Source organism: Bacillus cereus (assembly GCF_002577405.1).
Taxonomy (GTDB): Bacteria; Bacillota; Bacilli; order Bacillales; family Bacillaceae_G; genus Bacillus_A; species Bacillus_A cereus_AU.
Genome location: NZ_NULR01000013.1, coordinates 116,997 through 137,157, shown reverse-complemented (window position 1 = coordinate 137,157; position 20,161 = coordinate 116,997). Strand labels below are relative to the sequence as shown.

Here is a 20,161-nt window from a genome sequence, read left to right as displayed (position 1 = left end):
ATATATTCCTAGCAAAGGAGTGAAGAATATGAAAAGATTAGGTATATTCTTATTCGTGCTTGTTCTCTGTTATATATTTTATTACGATATAAAAATCGGCACTTTACCGATGTTAAGTTCATATAAAAAAACAACCGCTGCCCAAACGATTAAAAAAGAAGACACAGGTACAAAACAAATTAAAGAGAATGCAGCAGAAAAAGAAACGGATGTAGCTTATAAAACAATCGAAGTAAAAACTGGTGAAACCGTCCTTTCAATTACAGAACAAATTAATAAGAAAAAAATTCCTTCTATTGAAAAAGTAATTGATGACTTTAAACAATTAAATAAAAGTACATCTGCTACAAAAATACAAATTGGAAAGTCTTATAAATTCCCGTTATATCAATAAGCAATCACTTAATCCTTGTCAATTACATAAAGGCGCTGATACAATAGTAAAAGTGAAACCGAGCACTTCGGTTTCTATAGCCCTGTATCACGTATACTATCATTGATATGAGGGACTAAATAAGAAACTTCTTTTATAAGGAGAGCGATCTATTCGTGAATGAAATGACTCATCGTACAAAAACACGTCCAGTTAAAGTCGGTAATTTAACAATTGGCGGTAATAATGAATTAATTATACAAAGTATGACAACAACAAAAACACATGATGTTGAAGCAACAGTTGCTGAAATTAAACGTTTAGAAGAAGCAGGCTGTCAAGTTGTTCGTGTTGCCGTTCCAGATGAACGCGCAGCAGATGCTATTGCTGATATTAAAAAACAAATCAACATTCCACTTGTTGCTGATATTCATTTTGATTATCGCCTTGCTTTAAAAGCAATTGAAGGTGGCATTGATAAAGTACGTATCAATCCAGGTAACATCGGTCGTCGCCATAAAGTAGAAGCTGTTGTAAATGCAGCAAAAGAACGCGGTATTCCAATCCGTATCGGTGTAAACGCTGGTTCATTAGAGCGTCACATTTTAGAAAAGTACGGATACCCAACTGCAGATGGTATGGTCGAGAGCGCACTACATCACATTAAAATTTTAGAGGATTTAGACTTCCACGATATTATCGTATCTATGAAAGCCTCTGATGTTAACTTAGCAATCGAAGCATACGAGAAAGCTGCTCGCGCTTTTGATTACCCATTACACTTAGGTATTACAGAATCTGGAACATTATTTGCCGGAACTGTAAAAAGTGCCGCTGGTCTTGGAGCAATCTTAAGCAAAGGCATTGGAAATACATTACGTATTTCATTAAGTGCTGATCCAGTTGAAGAAGTAAAAGTTGCGCGCGAACTATTAAAGTCATTTGGTCTTGCCTCTAATGCAGCAACACTTATCTCTTGTCCAACTTGCGGTCGTATTGAAATTGACTTAATTAGCATCGCTAACGAAGTAGAAGAATATATTTCTACACTTCAAGTACCAATTAAAGTTGCAGTACTTGGTTGCGCTGTAAACGGTCCTGGTGAAGCTCGCGAAGCTGATATCGGTATTGCCGGTGCACGCGGAGAAGGACTATTATTCCGTAAAGGGCAAGTCGTTCGTAAAGTACCTGAGGAAACAATGGTAGAAGAACTGAAAAAAGAAATCGATGTAATTGCTGCTGAAATGGCTGCTGAACGAGAAAAAGAAAAAGAAAAAGAAAAAGAAAAAGAAAAAGAAACACAAGAACAATAAAAAGAAGGTTGCCCACAATATTTGTGAGCAACCTTCTTTTCTATGCAAAAAAGCTCGTCAGTTATATAACCGACGAGCTTTTATTTTGCACATTTTGGACAACGGCCGTATATTTCAAATTTATGACCGGTTACTTCATAACCGTTAAAATCTTTATTCATAAAATCCATTGGGCAGGAAGTAATTTCTTTCGTACCACCACAATCCAAGCAAATAAAATGATGATGATGTTCCATAATAGAACATGTAAAACGAAAATGTTTTTCACCATTTAATTCCGTTTGTTCTAAAACACCAATCTCAGCAAAAACTGTTAAGTTACGATAAATCGTATCAAAACTAAGCCCTGGATAATCATCCTTCATATGCTCCAAAACGTCTTTTGCAGTTAAATAACGATTGTGAGCCGCAAATAATCTGAGCATTTCTTCCCTTTTTCCAGTATGTTTGTATCCTTTGTCTTTCATTAGGCGTAAAGCTTCTGTTAGATTCATACCTATCCCTACTTTATGCAGTTTTTTTCTTCTTCCATAAAATTGCACCGATCAAAATAAGAACTGCTATCACGACAATTGTACCACCTGGTGCTAGATCAAGTTGATACGAAGCAAACATTCCACCAATTACTGCAATTTCACCAAATATAATGGAAAAGAAAATTGTTTGTTTAAATCCTTTAGCAATACGAATACTTGCTGCAACTGGTAACGTCATTAAAGATGATACGAGAAGAACACCTACAACACGCATGGATACTGCAATAACAAGCGCAACTAAAATAATAAAAATAAAGTGAATCCACTTTGCACTCAAACCGGTTGATACAGCGTATTCCTCATCAAATGATAGTAAAAACAACTCTTTGTATAATAAACCAATCGTTGCAAGTACAACAATTGCTACAATACCAATAATAATTAAATCCCCACTTGTAACAGCACTTACACTACCGAATAAATAACTAAATAAATCTGTGTTAAATCCATTTGCAAGTGAAATGAAAATAACACCGATGCCCATTCCCGCTGAAAGAATAATTGGAATTGCTAATTCTTGATAATGCTTATATACAGTTCGTAATTTTTCAATTAGTAGCGCTCCACCTATCGAGAAAATCATCCCCATATATAGCGGATTTAAAAATCCACCTGTAAAAATTGTTTTTTCAAGTAATAAACTTGCAGCAATACCTGATAACGTCACATGACTTAATGCATCTGCAATAAGCGACATGCGGCGAATTACAACAAACACACCGATAAGCGGCGCAACAAGTCCTATTAAAATCCCCGCATATAAAGAGTTACGTAAAAAGTCATATTGTAAAAAATCTTGTATCATTATATCCTCCCGTGATGCTCATGCTCGTGTTCTAAACGGTGAACATGATGCCCATATAAGACGGACATTTCCGCATCTTCTAACTCTCGGAATTTCTCTACATTACCATGGAAATGTAGATGTTGGTTTAAGCATGCAACATGTGTTACCTTCTCGGTAACTGCTCCCATATCGTGTGTAACAAGAATTAACGTGATGCCCAACCTTTTGTTTAAATCCTCTAATATCTCGTAAAAGCTTTCTACATTTTTCACATCGATCCCAACAGTAGGCTCGTCCAAAATAAGCAATTGTGGATCACTTACAAGTGCGCGAGCAATAAATACACGTTGTTGTTGCCCACCAGAAAGTTCTCCAATATTGCGTCCTTGAAACTCACTCATACCTACATCAGCAATTGCTTTTTCTACTTTTGCCTTATCATCTTTCGTAAAAAAGCGAAAAAGACCTTTTTTCGAAACAAGTCCCATTGACACGACCTCAAAAACTGTTGCCGGGAAACCTGAGTTAAAACTACTTGCCTTTTGGGATACATAACCCACTTTATTCCATTCTTTAAACTTCTTACTATCAATACCAAACAATCGAATGCTTCCTTGCTTTGGCTTTAAAACACCTAATAAACATTTAAGCAAAGTCGATTTCCCTGAACCATTTGGTCCAACTAAACCTAAAAAAGCTCCCTTCGGAACTTGCAAATTAATATCTTCTAACACGTTGCGATCTTCGTATCGAAACGTTAATCTTTCTATTTCCAATATATTATTCATAGCATCTCACCTATTTTAATTCAGAATGATTCCGATTTATATCTATTTGAATTATAGTACAGCTTATTATAGTTGTAAACCAATCTGCCCAAAATATATCTTTTATTTCAGGAAACCTTACTATTATAACAAAAAGCAGAGAAAAATTCTCTGCTTTCAAAAAATATTACAAATAACTTTTTAATGAATAGCTGATTTAAACTTACCACCGTTTGTCTCTTGCGTACTCATAATAGTAACAAAAGCATTTTCATCAATTTCATGCACAATTGATTTTAACTTCGTCACTTCCAGGCGGGTTACAACTGCATAAATAACTTCTTTTTCTTTATCTGTGTAACCACCTTTTGCTACAAGTTTTGTAGTTCCACGACCAAGACGATGTAAAATCGCATTTGATACTTCCTCATATTGATCTGATACAATTAAAACTGCTTTTGTTTCATCTAACCCTTGAATTACTGTATCAATTGTTTTGAATGCGATATAGTACGTCATAACAGAATACATTGCTTGTTCAACGCCAAATACAAATGCCGCCCATGCAAAAATAAATAAGTTCACAAACATGACGAATTCACCAACAGAAAACGGTAATTTCTTCGTTAATAAAATCCCCATAATTTCTGTTCCGTCCATTGATCCACCATGACGAATAACAAGCCCTACACCAAGGCCTAAAATAAGACCACCAAACACCGTTGCTAAAATTGGCTCTGTTGTAAATGGCGGAACAGCATGTAGCGTTGATTCAATAAATGCTAAAGCTACAATACCGAATGCCGAAGATAACATAAATGTTTTTCCAATTTGCTTATAACCTGAGTACATAAACGGAATATTGAGAACAACAACCAAAGTAGAGAAACTTAACCACCAAATATTTGGAGTCAGATAATCCAAAATAAGAGAAATACCAATAATTCCACCATCAATAATTTTATTTGGCATTAAAAATAGTTCAATTGCTACCGCCGCGCACGCTGCACCAAAAATAATCATAACTAAGCGATAAACGAGATGAATAACACTTTCTTTTCGATGTTGCTTTTGCTCCATAAGTCCTCCTTATACTCTTTCTCTGTAGTTTTGTCCCTTTATTATAACATACGCTTCTTTTCCTCATAAAAAGAAACTCCATAAGAATATATACAAGCTATACGCTCATATATTTCGATAGAAGAACGTGTGAAGGAGGATAACACGATGAATCTCATTAAACAAATTGTTAACAAAAAATTAAATCATATTTCTACAAAAGAGTTATTGAAATATAGTAAAGAATATGAAGTTCCCATTACAGCTGCACAAGCTGATCAAATTGTTTTACTTATGAAAGGAAAAAATATTAATATTTATGATAATAACGAGCGACTAGAGCTCTTAAAACAAATTGCAAAACTCACCTCTCCTGCTACCGCCCAACAAGTAAATACTTTATTTCAACAACTACTAAAATAAGGAGGGGGAAAAATCCCCCTCCTTATTATTGCGCTTTAATTTTTTCAAGAATTCCCTCATCGAAAATACCATTTTTCAGCATTTCAATTTCAAACTTATATGGTGGCTTCTTGTCTTTTTTATCTTCACCTACATACGGTGTTTCAAGAATTTTTGGCACGTTCATTAACTGCGGATGATGTACAATATGATGCAATGCTTTATAACCGATATGACCGAAACCGATGTTTTCATGACGGTCTTTTCCTGCTCCGCACACATTTTTACTATCATTAATATGAAGTACTTGTAGACGATCAATTCCAACGATCTTATCAAACTGATTTAATACACCGTCAAAATCATTTACAATATCATATCCTGCATCGTGCGTATGGCACGTATCAAAACATACAGATAACTTTTCATTATATTTTACGCCATCAATAATTTTTGCAATTTCTTCAAAACTACGGCCGCATTCCGTTCCTTTTCCTGCCATCGTTTCTAACGCAATGTTAACCGTCTGGTCTGGCGTTAATACTTCATTAAGCCCTTTAATAATTTGTTGAATACCAGCATCTGCTCCTGCACCAACGTGAGCTCCCGGATGAAGAACAATTTGTTTCGCTACACCTAATGCCGATGTTCTTTCAATTTCCATGCGAAGGAAATCTACACCTAATTGGAATGTTTCTGGCTTCGTCGTATTCCCAACATTAATAATATACGGAGCATGGACGATAATTTCCTCAATACCATTCAGTTCCATATGTTTTCTTCCTGCTTCTATATTCAATTCTTCAATTGGTTTTCTTCGTGTATTTTGCGGTGCACCTGTATAAATCATAAACGTTGTTGCACCGTATGAAACAGCCTCTTCACTTGCTGCTAATAACATCTTCTTACCACTCATTGAAACATGAGATCCAATCTTTAACATACAATCACCTCTTCAATATACAATAGATATAATGATAGCATAATTTGTAGAAATATGTAGTGAATTGTTTTTTCCATTCTCCACTGATTATTACCCCCGCAAATAGCGGGATAAAAAAAGATAAGGGAAGTCCCTTATCTTTTTTTATTGCTATATTTTCTCTTCACTTTGTCACGTTCTGTTGCAAGTTTGCGTTTATAGTTCGGTTTTACTTTTTTCGGCTTTTTAACAACTTTTGTTGCCATAACGTCCATTTCATCATTTGGTTTTTTACGACTCTTACGACGACGACGTTCACCTAAATCTGCCCACTCATCTCCGCGTAAATCTACATGTTTGAACTCGATATGACGTTGTTTTTCTAAGCTATCTAACGCTTCTTCGTTTGCTGGATCATAAATTGTCACTGCAATACCTGAATGACCCGCACGTGCTGTTCTTCCAACGCGGTGAACGAAGAAATCTAAATCTGATGGAAGCTCATAGTTAATAACATGGCTAATTCCTTCAATATCAATACCACGTGCTGCTAAATCAGTTGCAACAATATATTGGAATTCAAGGTCACGAATTTGTTTCATCATTTTTTTACGATCACGCGGTGATAAATCTCCGTGAATTCGTCCAACTTTTAAGCCACGTTCCATTAATCCGTCAGCAACCTGATCTGCCATCTTTTTCGTATTCGTGAAAACAACTGCTAAATACGGTTTAAATTGAAGTAGCATTTTATTCACTAAATCAATTTTATTACGATGTTTAGAAGGCACTAAATAGTGTTCAATGTTTCCAGCTGCAACTTGTTTTGGATTGATATGAATATGCTCTGGATTCTCCATATATTTCTTCAGAAACGGTTTTAGTTTTTGAGGAATTGTTGCAGAGAAAACTAGCATTTGCAAGTTTTTAGGCATGCGTGCTGCAATTTTATCTACATCATGAATGAATCCCATATCAAGCATTAAGTCAGCTTCATCGACAATAATCGTATTTGCTTTATGAACAAATAATGCTTGTTCTTCTACTAAGTCTTTAATACGTCCTGGTGTCCCAACTACGATATGAGGTTGTTTTTTCAATTTTTCAATTGAACGTTGTTTATCAGTTCCACCAATTAAACAACGCGCTGTAATCATTTGATCTTCCGCACAGAATTTTGTTAATTTCACAATCTCTTCGTAAATTTGTTGTGCTAACTCACGAGTAGGTGCTGTAATAACAAGTTGTACTTCTTCACGACTTGGATTAATTCTGTTCAGTGTAGGAAGTAAATATGCGTGTGTTTTCCCAGAACCTGTTTGGGATTGTCCAATTACACTTACACCTTTTTTCACGACCGGGAAAATTTTCTGTTGAATTCCTGTCGGCTCTGTAAAGCGTAGTTCACGAACTGCATCTATTAAAAATGGTTTAAAATCATACTGTGTAAAAGTTTGTTGTGTCATAAGTTACACCTTCTTTCTAAAATTTCTACTGCGCGCACAAATCAGTCAAGTCTACATTATATCGAAATCTACAAATAAAAGCCATCTTTAGTTTAGGTTTTTCCTTTAAAAACTAACCTTCTTCCCTTTCATTGCATATTGTATGTGTATATACCTAACTGAAGAAAGGAGGATTTCTCACATGTTTCCGAAATCCCCTATAAGGCAAATGTATCCGAATCCAGGACAGCAACCTTACACACCATATCCAATTCCACAACTACCACCGATGGCACAAAAAAAGAAAGGATTTCTTGCTAAACTCTTTAAAAAACACGATCCAACCGAACCTTTCATGCAAATGGTTCCGCCTTATCGACAAATGGAAGGACCACCGCCAATGATGCACCAGCAACCGCCCCCCCAATATCGACAGCAATACCAACAACAATACCCGCAGCAATACTCACAGCAATATCAACCATACATGCAGCAGCATCCTGAGCAAATGATCCCCCCTCAAATGTATGAATCAAATGAAACGCGCGGCGGTGCAGCAACTACAGCGACATCAAGTAGCGGCATCGGTAGTTTTTTTGTGAATTTAATTTCGAATCCAACTAATATGATAAATAATATCGAAAAAGTATCACAAGTCGTTCAATCTGTAAGCCCTGTCGTCGAACAGTACGGTCCCATTATGCGTAACCTACCAAGCATTGTTAAAATCCTCACCTCTGGAAAAAGTACGGAAGAAGATCCAACCGAGGATCAAACTGAAGACCTAACAGAAAAGGTTGAGGTAGCACCCCCACCTCCTCCGCAAAAAAAAAGAAAAAGAAAAAAAATAGTGATTGAGCCAGTCATAGAAAAAGAAGTACGAGAGGAACCTGTTCAAAAAATAGCAACAAAACCAAAACTATATGTGTAACAATCCTTTGTTTTCTATCCACTCCTCCTTTATAATGTAAAAGACTATGCACAAAAGTATCCCTTGTTTAGAAGGAGAGGATTACTCACATGAAGATTGTTAAAATTTCCCCTCGTGGTTATTGCTACGGTGTTGTTGACGCGATGGTTATTGCACGTAACGCCGCATTAGATACATCATTACCGAGACCTATTTATATTTTAGGCATGATTGTTCACAACAAACATGTAACAGATGCGTTCGAAGAAGATGGCATTATTACATTAGATGGTCCAAGTCGATTAGAGATTTTAGATAAAATCGATTCTGGTACTGTTATTTTCACTGCACATGGTGTTTCTCCAGAAGTTAAACAACGTGCAAAAGAAAAAGGTTTAACAACAATCGATGCAACTTGTCCAGATGTTACAAAAACACATGATCTTATTGAAGCAAAGAAAGCTGAAGGTTACCATGTCATTTATATCGGCAAAAAAAACCATCCAGAACCAGAAGGTGCAGTTGGTATTGCACCTGACATCGTTCACCTTATCGAAAGAGCCGATGATTTAAAAACATTAGAAATTCCAACGGATAAAATTTTAGTTACGAATCAAACAACGATGAGCCAATGGGACGTTCAACATTTAATGGAAGACATTCAGAAAAAATTCCCAACAGCAGAATTCCATAAGGAAATTTGTTTAGCAACTCAAGTTCGCCAAGAAGCTGTCGCTAAACAAGCTGATGTTGCAGACTTAACAATTGTTGTTGGTGATCCAAAAAGTAACAATTCAAATCGCTTAGCACAAGTATCACAAGAAATCGCTGGTACAAAAGCATATCGTGTTGCAGATGTAAGCGAGATTCAATTAGAGTGGCTACAGGGTGTAGAAAACGTAGCTGTTACAGCCGGCGCTTCTACTCCAACACCAATTACAAAAGAAGTTATCGCTTTCTTAGATCAATATGATCCAATGAACCCAGCTACATGGGAGAGAATTCGAAAAGTACCACTTCAAAAGATATTACCTCGTGTAAAAGTAAAAAAAGAACAATAGTAAAAACCGTTGCCTATATGAGCAACGGTTTTTATTTTTCTTATACAAATGTAAATGGGTCTGTATGTAACTGAGAAGCATGAATATGTACATTAAGTTTTTTCGCATCTACTTGTTCTTGCAATTGCTTTTGCACACCTTGCTTCATTACTTTTTCAACGTTATGTCCTGGGTCAACTATATTTAAACCGAGCATCATCGCATCGTGAGCAACATGATAATACATGTCACCTGTTACATATACATCTGCTCCTTTAAATTTCGCTTGATTGATATATTTATTGCCATCTCCACCAAGTACAGCGACTTTACGCACTTTATCATCTAACTTGCCGACAACTCTTGCACCCTTCACGTCTAATGATTGTTTCACATGTTCTGCAAATTGACCAAGTGTCATTTCTTCTTGTAAATATCCTATTTTACCAAGACCTAAAGTTTCACCTTTATTATCAAGCGGATATACATCATACGCCACTTCTTCGTATGGATGGGCTACCAACATCGCTTTCATAACTTTTCTTTGTAATGAAGCTGGAATTATCGTTTCGATACGCACCTCTTCCACACGTTCTAACTGTCCAGTTTCCCCGATATAAGGCTTTGTTCCCTCTTGAGGTACAAATGTGCCTGTCCCCTCACTACTGAACGTACAGTGGCTATAATTGCCGATATGGCCCGCACCTGCATCTCCTAGTGCTTTACGTACTTCTTCTGCGTGAGTTACTGGTACAAACACAACAATTTTTTTCATTTCTTCTGCATATGTAGGAACTAATACTTCTGTATTTTGTAACCCTAACGCATCGGCAAGTAAATCATTTACTCCGCCCTTAGCGATATCTACATTTGTATGTGCCGCATAAATTGCAATATCATTTTTAATACACGTTTCAATAATTCTTCCGTACGCCTTATCTGTATGAATCGCTTTTAATGGATTAAAGATTAAAGGATGGTGCGCAATAATGATATTCGCTCCTAGTTGGATTGCCTCGTCTACAACTTCCTCAGTTACATCTAATGCGATTAATACGTGCTCAACAGATTTATTAAGCGCTCCAATCTGTAAGCCAATCTTATCCCCTTCCATCGCTAAATGCTTCGGATACATACCCTCAAATAAAGAAATAACTTCATAACCATTCGGAATTTTACTCATGATAAAACATCCCCTATCATTTTCATTTTCGCTTCTATTTCTGCACGCTTCGCCTGTGTTTCTCCAGATTCTGCCGCACGTTCTAACTGTTTTAAAATATTTTGGAAGTTTTTCAATTCTCCTTCCCATTTCTCAACAAAAGCCTCACGTTTTTCTTTTATTAAAAATGGCCCCATAAATAGTTCGGCTTGCTTATTATCAGAATAAGGTGCCCCAATCTCTCCTCGTTCTCCAACTAAAATTTCGTAAATTTTCCCGTCTTCTTTTACAATTTTCTCATGGATAAGCTCCCATCCATTTTCAATAAACCATTCGCGAATATGATGCGCTGCAATATTCGGTTGTAAAATTAGACGCGTTACACCCTCTAATTTTTCTTTACCAATTTCTAAAATATCACGAATTAGCGCTCCACCCATTCCAGCAACCGTAATAACATCTACTTCTCCTGGCGCGATAACAGCTAATCCATTCCCTTTACGAACGTCTACTTTATCTTGTAAGCCACTTTCTGCCACAGTTGCTTGCGCAGAGCGAAACGGTCCATCTACAACTTCTCCTGCAACTGCTTTTGTAGCAATATTATTTATAATTGTATAACACGGTAAATACGCGTGATCAGATCCAATATCAGCTACTGTAGATCCTACTGGAATCTCCCGTACAACTTCTTCTAATCGTTTTGAAAGCTTTACTTCATTCATGTATTTCCATTACTCCTTCTCTTGTCAGTCTGTCTCCATGATAATGAATTTATAGTAGTTGTTGCAAGTCCATAACAACACTTTCATTCTCTATTACTCATCGTATTTTAGAAAACATAGAAAAACAAGCCCTTTGCAAACGCAAAAGACTTGTGATACAGAACTTTATTTTTTCTTCGATAACCAATCAGCTACTTTAGCTGCTTGATCAGCTGGAACTATATTTGGTGGCATATTTCCTTTTCCTTTCGAAAGAATTTCTTTAATTTCATCCTTTGAAAGTTTCCCACCAATTTTTTGTAGATTAGGCCCGACTGCCCCTTGTAACTGATCACCATGACAGCTCGTACAGCTTTGCTTCACAATATCCTCTGGCTTTGATGCTGTTTGCGCTGGCTTCCCGCCATTTTTTGCATCAGCTAACTCTTTAGATTTATTTAGCCCCTGAAATGAAAATACAAACATAACGATAATACCTAATGCTGCAATAAGAGCGAACGGAATCAGCGGATTACGTTTCATATCTCTTCTCCCCCCTCTATACCCCTAAATAGTTAGATGATTCAGTCATTTCCATTGTACTTGAAAACGCTCTATCAGAAAAGAGTAAACTATTACTTGTTAAAAATATTCCATAAATTCAGTTTATTGTTTTTTATTGTTATATCGCTTATTATTTCGATAATTACTAACGTTTCTCGTCATATTTTTCGTTTTTCTACATATGTTTTTGTATAGAATAAACAAAATTAATCGAAAAATCGAAAAATGAGCATTTGCAAATCAAAAGACAATTCTGTAAAATAAATTACAAGAAATTGTAATCGTTGCTGATAGCTAAATTTTAACAAAAATTAACAAAATAAAAAAGTTTACTTCACAAAAGTGAAGTAAACTTAAAGGTAGCCTATTCTAAGAAATCCTTAAGGCGCTTACTACGGCTTGGATGTCTTAATTTACGAAGTGCTTTTGCTTCAATTTGACGGATACGTTCTCTCGTTACACCGAATACTTTCCCAACTTCTTCAAGCGTACGAGTTCGTCCATCATCTAAACCGAAACGAAGACGTAGAACATTTTCTTCACGATCTGTTAGTGTATCTAACACATCTTCTAATTGTTCTTTTAGCAACTCATACGCTGCATGGTCCGCAGGCGATGTCGCTTCTTGGTCTTCAATAAAGTCACCTAAATGGGAGTCGTCTTCTTCACCAATTGGTGTTTCAAGAGAAACTGGCTCCTGTGCAATTTTTAAGATTTCACGTACTTTTTCTGGTGCAAGATCCATTTCTTCACCAATCTCTTCAGGAGATGGTTCGCGTCCTAAATCTTGTAATAATTGACGTTGTACACGAATTAACTTATTAATCGTTTCAACCATATGAACTGGAATACGAATTGTTCGCGCTTGGTCTGCAATAGCACGTGTAATCGCTTGGCGAATCCACCAAGTTGCATACGTACTAAATTTGAAACCTTTACGATAATCGAACTTTTCAACCGCTTTAATTAGACCCATATTCCCTTCTTGAATTAAGTCTAAGAAAAGCATACCACGACCCACATAGCGCTTTGCAATACTTACTACAAGACGCAAGTTCGCTTCTGCAAGACGACGTTTCGCTTCTTCATCGCCTTCTTCAATACGCGTTGCAAGTCGAATTTCTTCTTCAGCAGATAGTAAATCTACACGACCAATTTCTTTTAAGTACATACGAACAGGATCGTTGATTTTCACTCCAGGTGGTACACTTAAGTCATTTAGGTCGAACTCTTCTTCTGTTTTTGTAATTTGGCGATTATTAGGACCTTCGTCGTTGTCATTGTCACCAACTAAGTCAATCCCTTGTTCACCTAAATATTCATAGTATTCATCCATTTGATCGGATTCAATTTCAAATCCATTCATGCGTTCTGCAATCTCTTCATATGTAAGAACGCCACGTTTTTTTCCGAGCTCAGTGAGTTGTTCTTTCACTTGCTCAAGGGTCATTTCAGTTTCAATTTGTTTAGAACGAGCTGGTTTGTCAGCCATCTGTTCCCCTCCTTACGCGAGATACAAACATTCATTATACTAAAATTTTATCAAAAAAGCTATTTTCTCGCTTTTTGATTTTGTAAATATGCTACATAATATTTAGCAGCCTCTACAGGATCTGTTTTTTCCATTTGCTTTACTTTAAAGATGATTTCCATCTTTTCAAGTTTTTCCTGATGACGTCTGAGCGTCTCCAAATGGCCTTGTAACACTTCTTCTGTGTATTCTGGATTAATAAATTCATCCGTCGAAATATCGGTAATAATATTTTTCAACTTTTCATCAGAGAGCCAACTTAAAAATGTTCCGACTGAAGGTTCATTTCCCTTTTCATAATATGCGTATAGTTCATATAAAATCCCTTTATGTTCTTCTGTATGAAAATCTTCTATATGGGGTTCCATACGAACGGCCACTTCTGCACTTTGCAACATATGGTAAATAATTTCTCTTTCTGCCCTTTCAAAACCTGTTAACTTCGGTTTTGTTTGAACAATTTGAGATGGCTTAGAAACCTGCTTTACTTGTTTTTGCTGTACCTTTTGTTCTTTGCGATATTGGTGCAATTGATTCAAAAGTGTTTCCATTGAATACGAAAATTCTTGCGATAATGACTTCAAATATGATTCTGCCTGCATCGCATCCTGTAACAACGATAACTCTTTTAAAACACTTTTCACATATTCTTCTTTGCCAGACTCATCTTGCAAATTTTTCCCTAAACGCAAATAATTTATTTTAAAACCAACAAAACTTATACTTGATTTCACAAGATTTTCAAAAGCGGTAGTCCCATATTGTTGCACATATTCATCAGGATCAAGCTTATCTGGCAAGGATGTAACTTTCACTTGGCAACCAACTTTTAGCAATAATTGCCCTGCTTTCATCGTCGCTTCTCGCCCTGCTTTATCACCATCATAGCAAAGAACAACAGTTTCAACGTTACGTCGCAGAAGTTTTGCTTGTTCTTCAGTTAAAGCTGTCCCCATTGTCGCAACAGCTTCTTCCACACCACTTTTTACCGCAGCTAGTACATCAGCATACCCTTCAAAAAGGACCACTTGCCCACGCTTTCTAATAAACGGCCTTGCTTGGTGGAAGTTATACAACAATTTACTTTTGTGAAAAATCGGTGTTTCAGGGCTATTTAAATATTTCGGAGTGTCATCTCCTAACGCCCTTCCACTAAACGCTATCACCTTACCTTGTAAAGTATAGATTGGAAACATAACTCTTCCACGGAAGCGATCATAATGACTACCATCCTTCTCACTTCTTATTAGAAGACCTGCTTGTTCCATGCTAGACAGCGATAAACCTCTTTTTTGTAAAATTTTTGTTGCTGCATCCCAAGCTGGTGATGCATAACCAATTTCAAACTTCTCAATCATCTCTTTTGTAATACCACGTTTTAATAAATACGAAAGTGCTTCATTTCCCTCTTCCGTATTTACTAATAAATGATGATAATATTTTTTCAAAAGTTCATGAGCTTGTTGCATGATGACAGTGTCATCAGATATGTCTTCTTGTTGTCCTTGCCCTGATGTATATTCTGCAACCGCAATTCCATTTCTTTCACCAAGCTTTTGAACAGCTTCGGTAAAAGCCAGTCCTTCCATTTTCATTAGAAAGGAAAATACATTTCCACCTTCTCCACATCCGAAGCAATGAAAAATTTGCTTATCAGATGAAACGGAGAATGAAGGAGAATTCTCACCATGAAATGGACAAAGGCCGAAATAGTTACGCCCCTGCTTTCTAAGTTGAACGTATTCACCAATCACTTCAACAATATCGGATGATGTCCGAATCTGTTCAACAACTTCTTCGGGAATTCTGTTCCCCATAACTCCATCTCCGTGTCGTATTTTGTATTCGATATAAATTAAAAAATTCCTTTATAATTCGACAATATTTTTTCTAAACTTGTTAGAAAGTGTTGTCGATCACGTATCGCAAACGATTTTGGACCTTTCGTATCGGTCCCTTCTCTGCGTAACTTCGCAGATACATGCTTACTATATAAAATTGTATTCATTGGCTCATCTGTTACAAAAAGATTGGCAAGTCCCATTTCCTGCGTGATCACGAGATCTGTTACTTTTACATGTTGATTAATATAAAAATCAACTTTATCTTGTTCAGAATCTACATAGATCCAATTACCTTGCTGTTTTCTTGAACGATGAGTATACGATGTGACAAACAAAATCTTGACATAAGTTTCCGTTTCAACTTGCACAATTTTAGTTTTCACGGGACATGCATCTACATCAAATAATATCTTAATTGATGTTTTGCATATTTCTGTATTCTACATCCCTTCTGTGAATCCTTCCATAATGTGCGTTTTCTTGTATAGATTTTGTCGATTTAACGTAATTACATGTCTTTTTCGTAAATCCTATCCCTAGTTTATTCTGAAAAATTAAAGTCTAAACGTAAAATATAGGTTTTTATCACAATTTTTTATTATAATATATTTTCTTCAACTACGCTACATATCCCTTTATTTTTTCAACTGACCTTTCAGAATAACTAACTTCTACTTTTAACATAATAAAAAACAGAAGAATATAAGTATAACCAATCCGCTATATTCTATTACGAGGTTAACAAGTATTGCGTTTCCCACGAGCGAAAAAAGCACATTCACCTTTGGTAAATGTGCTAAAACATTTTTTGGTTTTGCACTGCATTCACAATAATATTTGCTGTTTCTTCAATCGCCTTATTTGATACATCAATTACCTGACAATTTATTTTACTAACTACATTTTCAAAGTGATCAATTTCTTCTTTAATACGATTAATGTTTGCATAAGTAGCTCCATCACTTAATCCAAGTGATTTTAATCGTTCTTTTCGAATATGATTTAACTTATCTGGTGTGATTTTCAAACCAAAACATTTCTCTTTTGCCACTTGATATAATTCCTCAGGCGGATCCACCTCTGGTACAAGTGGTACATTGGCAACTTTCAAACGTTTGTTATGTGCTAAATATTGAGAAAGTGGTGTTTTTGATGTACGTGAAATTCCGATTAACACGATATCCGCTTTTAAAATACCACGCGCATCTCTGCCGTCATCATACTTAACTGCAAACTCAATTGCTTCAATTTTTTTAAAGTATTCTTCATCTAATCTCCGAACAACACCTGGCTCATACCTTGGTAATTGCCCTGTAATTCCTTCAATTTGATCAATAAGAGGTCCGATAATATCGTATGCCTCTACTCCTTCTTTTGCCGCTTCTGTCAATAAATATTGACGCATATCAGGTTTTACTAACGTAAAGCAAATAAGCGCTTGATTGCTCTTCGCAATCGAAATCACTTCTTTTAATGTCCCTGTATCTTCTACATATGGTACACGTCTAATATCAGGAGCGAACGGGAACTGTCCCATCGCTGCTCGAACAACCAAATCAGCCGTTTCTCCTACAGAATCAGATACGACATATACGATTTTATTATCCATTACATTACCTCACTTTAAACAAATTACACTTATTCGTTATTTACTAAGTTTACAAACGCACGTGTAATATTTGTTTTTGTAATTCGTCCAATCACTTCTAAACCTTGCTTTGTATCTTTTACAACCGGCATCGCATCAATCTGTCTTTCTATTAATTCCATCGCAATATCATATAAAGAATCCTCCCTACGACACATCGCAATGTTTGGCATCCTTGTCATGATAATATTAACCGGGAGAGAGGTTAAATCCTGCTTTCCTAAGCTAGCTCGTAATAAATCTTTACGCGATACAACGCCAACTAATAAAGTAGATTGATCGACAACAAATAATGTACCAACATCCTCCAAGAACATAGTACAAATCGCGTCGTATACTGAAACATTTTTATCAATTACAGCCGGTCTAGATTGATAATCTTGCACTTTAATTTTCTTAACAGCTTCAGATAATAGCTGTCCCCCAGTTTTACCCGTATAAAAATAACCTACGCGTGGACGCGCTTCTAAATAACCAGCCATTGTTAAAATTGCTAAGTCTGGTCTTAGCGTTGCGCGTGTTAAACCCAATTGCGCAGCAATTGACTCCCCTGTAATAGGACCGTGATCTTTTACAATCTGAATGATATGTTCTTGCCGTTTATTCAGCTCTATGATAATCACCACCTTTAATGCACAACGAAAAAAGTTATACTATCTCTTAAATATTATATACTAAATATGCTATTCGAAAAAGAAAGTATGTAAAAAGGACCGTATACGGCCCAAATTTATATTTGAAACTTATCAAGTTGCTCCAGGAAACGTCTTGATTTCAAATAAATCCCACAATATTCATCATAATATGTATTCAGCACTGTGCGCATTTGCTTCTTTGTACTATCCTTTACTGATACATTACCGAGCCGGTGTAAATCGAAGTGATAAAAGAGACGTAATAATTTATGAACAGCCTCTCCTACCGGTATACGGTACTGATCTTGCTCCGCATGACGTGAGCACAGAAAACCGCCTTCTCTGACAGAAAAGGCGACAAAATCTGTTTCTTGATGACAAATAGCGCATGTATCAAAGTACGGGCGCATCCCTAATACCGGAAGCATTTTCGTTTGATAAATTAATGCTAATACTTCTGGATCAACACCCTCACACATATAATGCAACGTTTGATATAACATTTCAAATAAATACGGATTATGTTTCTTATCTTCTGTTGCTTTATCAGTTAATTCAATAATAAATGATGCATAAGCAGTTAAAAATATATCCTCACGAATTTCCTTCATAGATGAAATAATCTCGCCTTGTTGCAAAGTTCCAAGTCCAGATCCCATTTGAATAAGAAAGTGTCCATGTGTCATAAGTTGCGAAATAGCAGCTAACCGACTCTTCGGCTTTTTCGCCCCTCGTGCCATTGCACTTATCTTACCAAATTCCCGTGAGAATATTGTAACAATCTTATTCGTTTCTCCGTAATCTGTCGTACGGATAACAATGCCCTCAACTTTTTGAAACATGTTCGTCACCATCCAAGGTTTGAACAAAACGGGTCAAGAAATTGGAGAGTCTAGATGCGCTAGCTCCTCTTCATGTTGATCCATCTCATCGTTTACGTCTTTTTCCATTTCTTTCAAAAGCAAATACGTTTCAATGCTTCCTGTTTTGGAGAAAAACTTCCAGGTAAAATCTAGCATAAGAATCCACCTTTCTCAATAAGCGTAGCCTGTAAACCAATTTCTTTTGTTGTTATTAAATTGACCCATTTTGTCCATTTTCATGTGAGAAAAATTTTTCCTAATTTATCAAGATAAAAACCAATAATCAGTGGATGAACAAAACACCCACTGATTACAGCTTTTCTCCATATTAATACTCGTCTTCACGGAACCCAAGGTCACGAAGCTGTGACATCTTATTGCGCCAATCTTTTTGCACTTTCACCCATACTTCTAAAAATACTTTAGAACCAAGAAGTGCTTCAATATCAAAGCGAGCTCGCTTACCGACTTCTTTTAACATCTTCCCTTGCTTACCTATAATAATTCCTTTTTGTGATGCGCGTTCAACAACAATCGTTGCATTTATATAAACTGCCCCGCCCTCGCGCTTTTGAATTGCATCAATAACAACAGCTACAGAATGTGGCACTTCTTCACGTGTTAAATGTAATACTTTTTCACGAATAAGCTCTGCAATAATAAATCGCTCTGGATGATCTGTTACTTGATTATCTGGGTAGTATTGCGGCCCTTCTGGTAAATATTTTTTAATTGTATTAATTAAAGCGTCAACATTATTACCGTCTAATGCAGAAATTGGTACAATCTCTGCGAACTCATGTAGTTTACGGTATTGGTCAATTAACTCTAATAATTGCTCTGGATGAAGTTGGTCAATTTTATTAATTACTAAAAATACTGGTTGCTTCGTTTCTTTTAATTTCTCAATGATGAATTCCTCACCACGACCAAATCCTTCAACTGCATTAACCATAAACAGAACAATATCAACTTCTTTTAATGTCGTTTGAGCCATCTTCACCATGAAGTCGCCTAGTTTATGTTTAGGTTTATGTATTCCTGGTGTATCAATGAAAATTACTTGTGAATCATTTTCTGTATATACGCCTTGAATTTTATTACGAGTCGTTTGTGGCTTGTCACTCATAATGGCAATTTTTTGACCGATAATACGGTTTAAAAATGTAGATTTCCCAACATTCGGTCTGCCAATAATAGAGACAAAACCTGATTTATAACCTTTTCTATTCATGTAAATCCTCCGCTAAAAATGCTCCTGGTAACAATTCTCCGACTGTCGTCTCTTGAACGTCACCATGTAAATTTGATAGGTATACTTTTGTATCCTGTTTACATAATTCTACCATAACTTGTCGACATGCTCCACAAGGAGGTACTGGACGCTTTGTATCTGCTACAATCGCAATAGCTACAAACTCTTTATCTCCTTCAGAAACAGCCTTAAATAATGCTGTTCTTTCTGCACAATTACATAAGCCATATGACGCATTCTCAACATTACATCCACGATATACTTTTCCATCCCGTGTTAATAATGCTGCACCTACTTGAAATTTAGAATATGGTACGTACGCTTGTTTACGCGCTTCGATTGCTTCTTGAATTAATTGTCGACTATTCATATTCCCGCATCCTTCCTGTTCACAGTTGTGA

Annotated in this window: 23 protein-coding genes; 5 read left to right on the top strand and 18 right to left on the bottom strand. The window is 36.2% G+C overall.

The features are described from left to right. Positions 1 to 28 precede the first annotated feature (28 nt). Both COC96_RS16470 and ispG read left to right on the top strand, forming a co-directional pair. A complete protein-coding gene (locus tag COC96_RS16470; protein ID WP_097906160.1) occupies positions 29 to 394 on the top strand; it encodes a hypothetical protein in 366 nt (121 codons plus the stop codon). 164 nt (positions 395 to 558) lie between these two features. After that, the gene (ispG, locus tag COC96_RS16465; RefSeq protein WP_180234962.1) at positions 559 to 1,686 is read left to right on the top strand and encodes a flavodoxin-dependent (E)-4-hydroxy-3-methylbut-2-enyl-diphosphate synthase; all 1,128 of its coding nucleotides are present in this window, start codon (positions 559 to 561) and stop codon (positions 1,684 to 1,686) included. Positions 1,687 to 1,766: 80 nt separating this feature from the next. Here ispG and COC96_RS16460 read toward each other — a convergent pair whose 3' ends face one another. The 4 genes from COC96_RS16460 to COC96_RS16445 all read right to left on the bottom strand — a co-directional run bounded on the left by COC96_RS16460 (position 1,767) and on the right by COC96_RS16445 (position 4,856). Continuing rightward, positions 1,767 to 2,180: a Fur family transcriptional regulator gene (locus COC96_RS16460; RefSeq protein ID WP_001054512.1), complete on the bottom strand. Its 414-nt coding sequence runs from the start codon at positions 2,178 to 2,180 to the stop codon at positions 1,767 to 1,769. Between the two features lie 13 nt (positions 2,181 to 2,193). Then, complete coding sequence (locus COC96_RS16455) at positions 2,194 to 3,027, bottom strand: metal ABC transporter permease (protein ID WP_097906162.1); 834 nt, start codon at positions 3,025 to 3,027, stop codon at positions 2,194 to 2,196. Beyond that, on the bottom strand, positions 3,027 to 3,797 hold the full coding sequence (locus COC96_RS16450) for a metal ABC transporter ATP-binding protein (protein ID WP_098769066.1): 771 nt from the start codon (positions 3,795 to 3,797) through the stop codon (positions 3,027 to 3,029). Before COC96_RS16450 ends, COC96_RS16455 begins: the two co-directional genes overlap by 1 nt. A gap of 180 nt (positions 3,798 to 3,977) precedes the next feature. After that, entirely contained in the window at positions 3,978 to 4,856 is an 879-nt protein-coding gene (locus tag COC96_RS16445) for a YitT family protein (RefSeq protein ID WP_097906164.1), read from the bottom strand. Between the two features lie 147 nt (positions 4,857 to 5,003). Between COC96_RS16445 and COC96_RS16440 the strand changes: the two genes are divergently transcribed. Further along, on the top strand, positions 5,004 to 5,258 hold the full coding sequence (locus COC96_RS16440) for a DUF2624 domain-containing protein (RefSeq protein ID WP_097906165.1): 255 nt from the start codon (positions 5,004 to 5,006) through the stop codon (positions 5,256 to 5,258). A gap of 25 nt (positions 5,259 to 5,283) precedes the next feature. Here the strand turns inward: COC96_RS16440 and COC96_RS16435 are convergent, their stop codons facing one another. Both COC96_RS16435 and COC96_RS16430 read right to left on the bottom strand, forming a co-directional pair. Next, the gene (locus COC96_RS16435; protein ID WP_098769065.1) at positions 5,284 to 6,180 is read right to left on the bottom strand and encodes a deoxyribonuclease IV; all 897 of its coding nucleotides are present in this window, start codon (positions 6,178 to 6,180) and stop codon (positions 5,284 to 5,286) included. A 134-nt stretch (positions 6,181 to 6,314) separates the two neighbouring features. Continuing rightward, a complete protein-coding gene (locus COC96_RS16430; protein ID WP_098268124.1) occupies positions 6,315 to 7,625 on the bottom strand; it encodes a DEAD/DEAH box helicase in 1,311 nt (436 codons plus the stop codon). 181 nt (positions 7,626 to 7,806) lie between these two features. On the opposite strand from COC96_RS16430, the gene vrrA reads away from it, so the two are divergent. Both vrrA and COC96_RS16420 read left to right on the top strand, forming a co-directional pair. Then, a complete protein-coding gene (vrrA, locus tag COC96_RS16425; protein WP_098769064.1) occupies positions 7,807 to 8,535 on the top strand; it encodes a VrrA/YqfQ family protein in 729 nt (242 codons plus the stop codon). An 89-nt stretch (positions 8,536 to 8,624) separates the two neighbouring features. Further along, positions 8,625 to 9,575: a 4-hydroxy-3-methylbut-2-enyl diphosphate reductase gene (locus tag COC96_RS16420; RefSeq protein WP_097906169.1), complete on the top strand. Its 951-nt coding sequence runs from the start codon at positions 8,625 to 8,627 to the stop codon at positions 9,573 to 9,575. A gap of 40 nt (positions 9,576 to 9,615) precedes the next feature. Here the strand turns inward: COC96_RS16420 and COC96_RS16415 are convergent, their stop codons facing one another. The 12 genes from COC96_RS16415 to COC96_RS16360 form a co-directional block, all read right to left on the bottom strand. Next, on the bottom strand, positions 9,616 to 10,737 hold the full coding sequence (locus tag COC96_RS16415) for a Nif3-like dinuclear metal center hexameric protein (RefSeq protein WP_098769063.1): 1,122 nt from the start codon (positions 10,735 to 10,737) through the stop codon (positions 9,616 to 9,618). Beyond that, positions 10,734 to 11,441, bottom strand: a complete 708-nt coding sequence (locus COC96_RS16410; protein WP_098769062.1) for a tRNA (adenine(22)-N(1))-methyltransferase — start codon at positions 11,439 to 11,441, stop codon at positions 10,734 to 10,736. Before COC96_RS16410 ends, COC96_RS16415 begins: the two co-directional genes overlap by 4 nt. A 165-nt stretch (positions 11,442 to 11,606) precedes the next feature. Next, positions 11,607 to 11,963: a cytochrome c550 gene (gene cccA, locus COC96_RS16405; protein WP_000828145.1), complete on the bottom strand. Its 357-nt coding sequence runs from the start codon at positions 11,961 to 11,963 to the stop codon at positions 11,607 to 11,609. Positions 11,964 to 12,348: 385 nt separating this feature from the next. Beyond that, on the bottom strand, positions 12,349 to 13,476 hold the full coding sequence (rpoD, locus tag COC96_RS16400) for an RNA polymerase sigma factor RpoD (RefSeq protein WP_000764062.1): 1,128 nt from the start codon (positions 13,474 to 13,476) through the stop codon (positions 12,349 to 12,351). A 59-nt stretch (positions 13,477 to 13,535) separates the two neighbouring features. Beyond that, positions 13,536 to 15,332 carry a DNA primase gene (gene dnaG, locus COC96_RS16395; RefSeq protein WP_098268128.1) on the bottom strand — a complete coding sequence of 599 codons (1,797 nt, stop codon included), beginning with the start codon at positions 15,330 to 15,332 and terminating at the stop codon, positions 13,536 to 13,538. Positions 15,333 to 15,370: 38 nt separating this feature from the next. Beyond that, positions 15,371 to 15,742 (bottom strand): DUF188 domain-containing protein, encoded by a 372-nt coding sequence (locus COC96_RS16390; RefSeq protein ID WP_098769061.1) that lies wholly within the window; start codon positions 15,740 to 15,742, stop codon positions 15,371 to 15,373. A gap of 413 nt (positions 15,743 to 16,155) precedes the next feature. Next, positions 16,156 to 16,968, bottom strand: coding sequence for a pyruvate, water dikinase regulatory protein (locus tag COC96_RS16385; protein ID WP_097906174.1), 813 nt, complete (start codon positions 16,966 to 16,968; stop codon positions 16,156 to 16,158). Positions 16,969 to 16,997: 29 nt separating this feature from the next. After that, complete coding sequence (locus COC96_RS16380) at positions 16,998 to 17,630, bottom strand: helix-turn-helix transcriptional regulator (protein ID WP_000583755.1); 633 nt, start codon at positions 17,628 to 17,630, stop codon at positions 16,998 to 17,000. 107 nt (positions 17,631 to 17,737) lie between these two features. Continuing rightward, entirely contained in the window at positions 17,738 to 18,484 is a 747-nt protein-coding gene (gene recO / locus COC96_RS16375; protein WP_097906175.1) for a DNA repair protein RecO, read from the bottom strand. A gap of 33 nt (positions 18,485 to 18,517) precedes the next feature. Next, the gene (locus COC96_RS16370; protein ID WP_000883924.1) at positions 18,518 to 18,661 is read right to left on the bottom strand and encodes a YqzL family protein; all 144 of its coding nucleotides are present in this window, start codon (positions 18,659 to 18,661) and stop codon (positions 18,518 to 18,520) included. A 172-nt stretch (positions 18,662 to 18,833) separates the two neighbouring features. Further along, on the bottom strand, positions 18,834 to 19,739 hold the full coding sequence (gene era, locus COC96_RS16365) for a GTPase Era (protein WP_098268130.1): 906 nt from the start codon (positions 19,737 to 19,739) through the stop codon (positions 18,834 to 18,836). Next, on the bottom strand, positions 19,732 to 20,130 hold the full coding sequence (locus tag COC96_RS16360; protein WP_098268131.1) for a cytidine deaminase: 399 nt from the start codon (positions 20,128 to 20,130) through the stop codon (positions 19,732 to 19,734). Before COC96_RS16360 ends, era begins: the two co-directional genes overlap by 8 nt. Between the last annotated feature and the right edge of the window lie 31 nt (positions 20,131 to 20,161).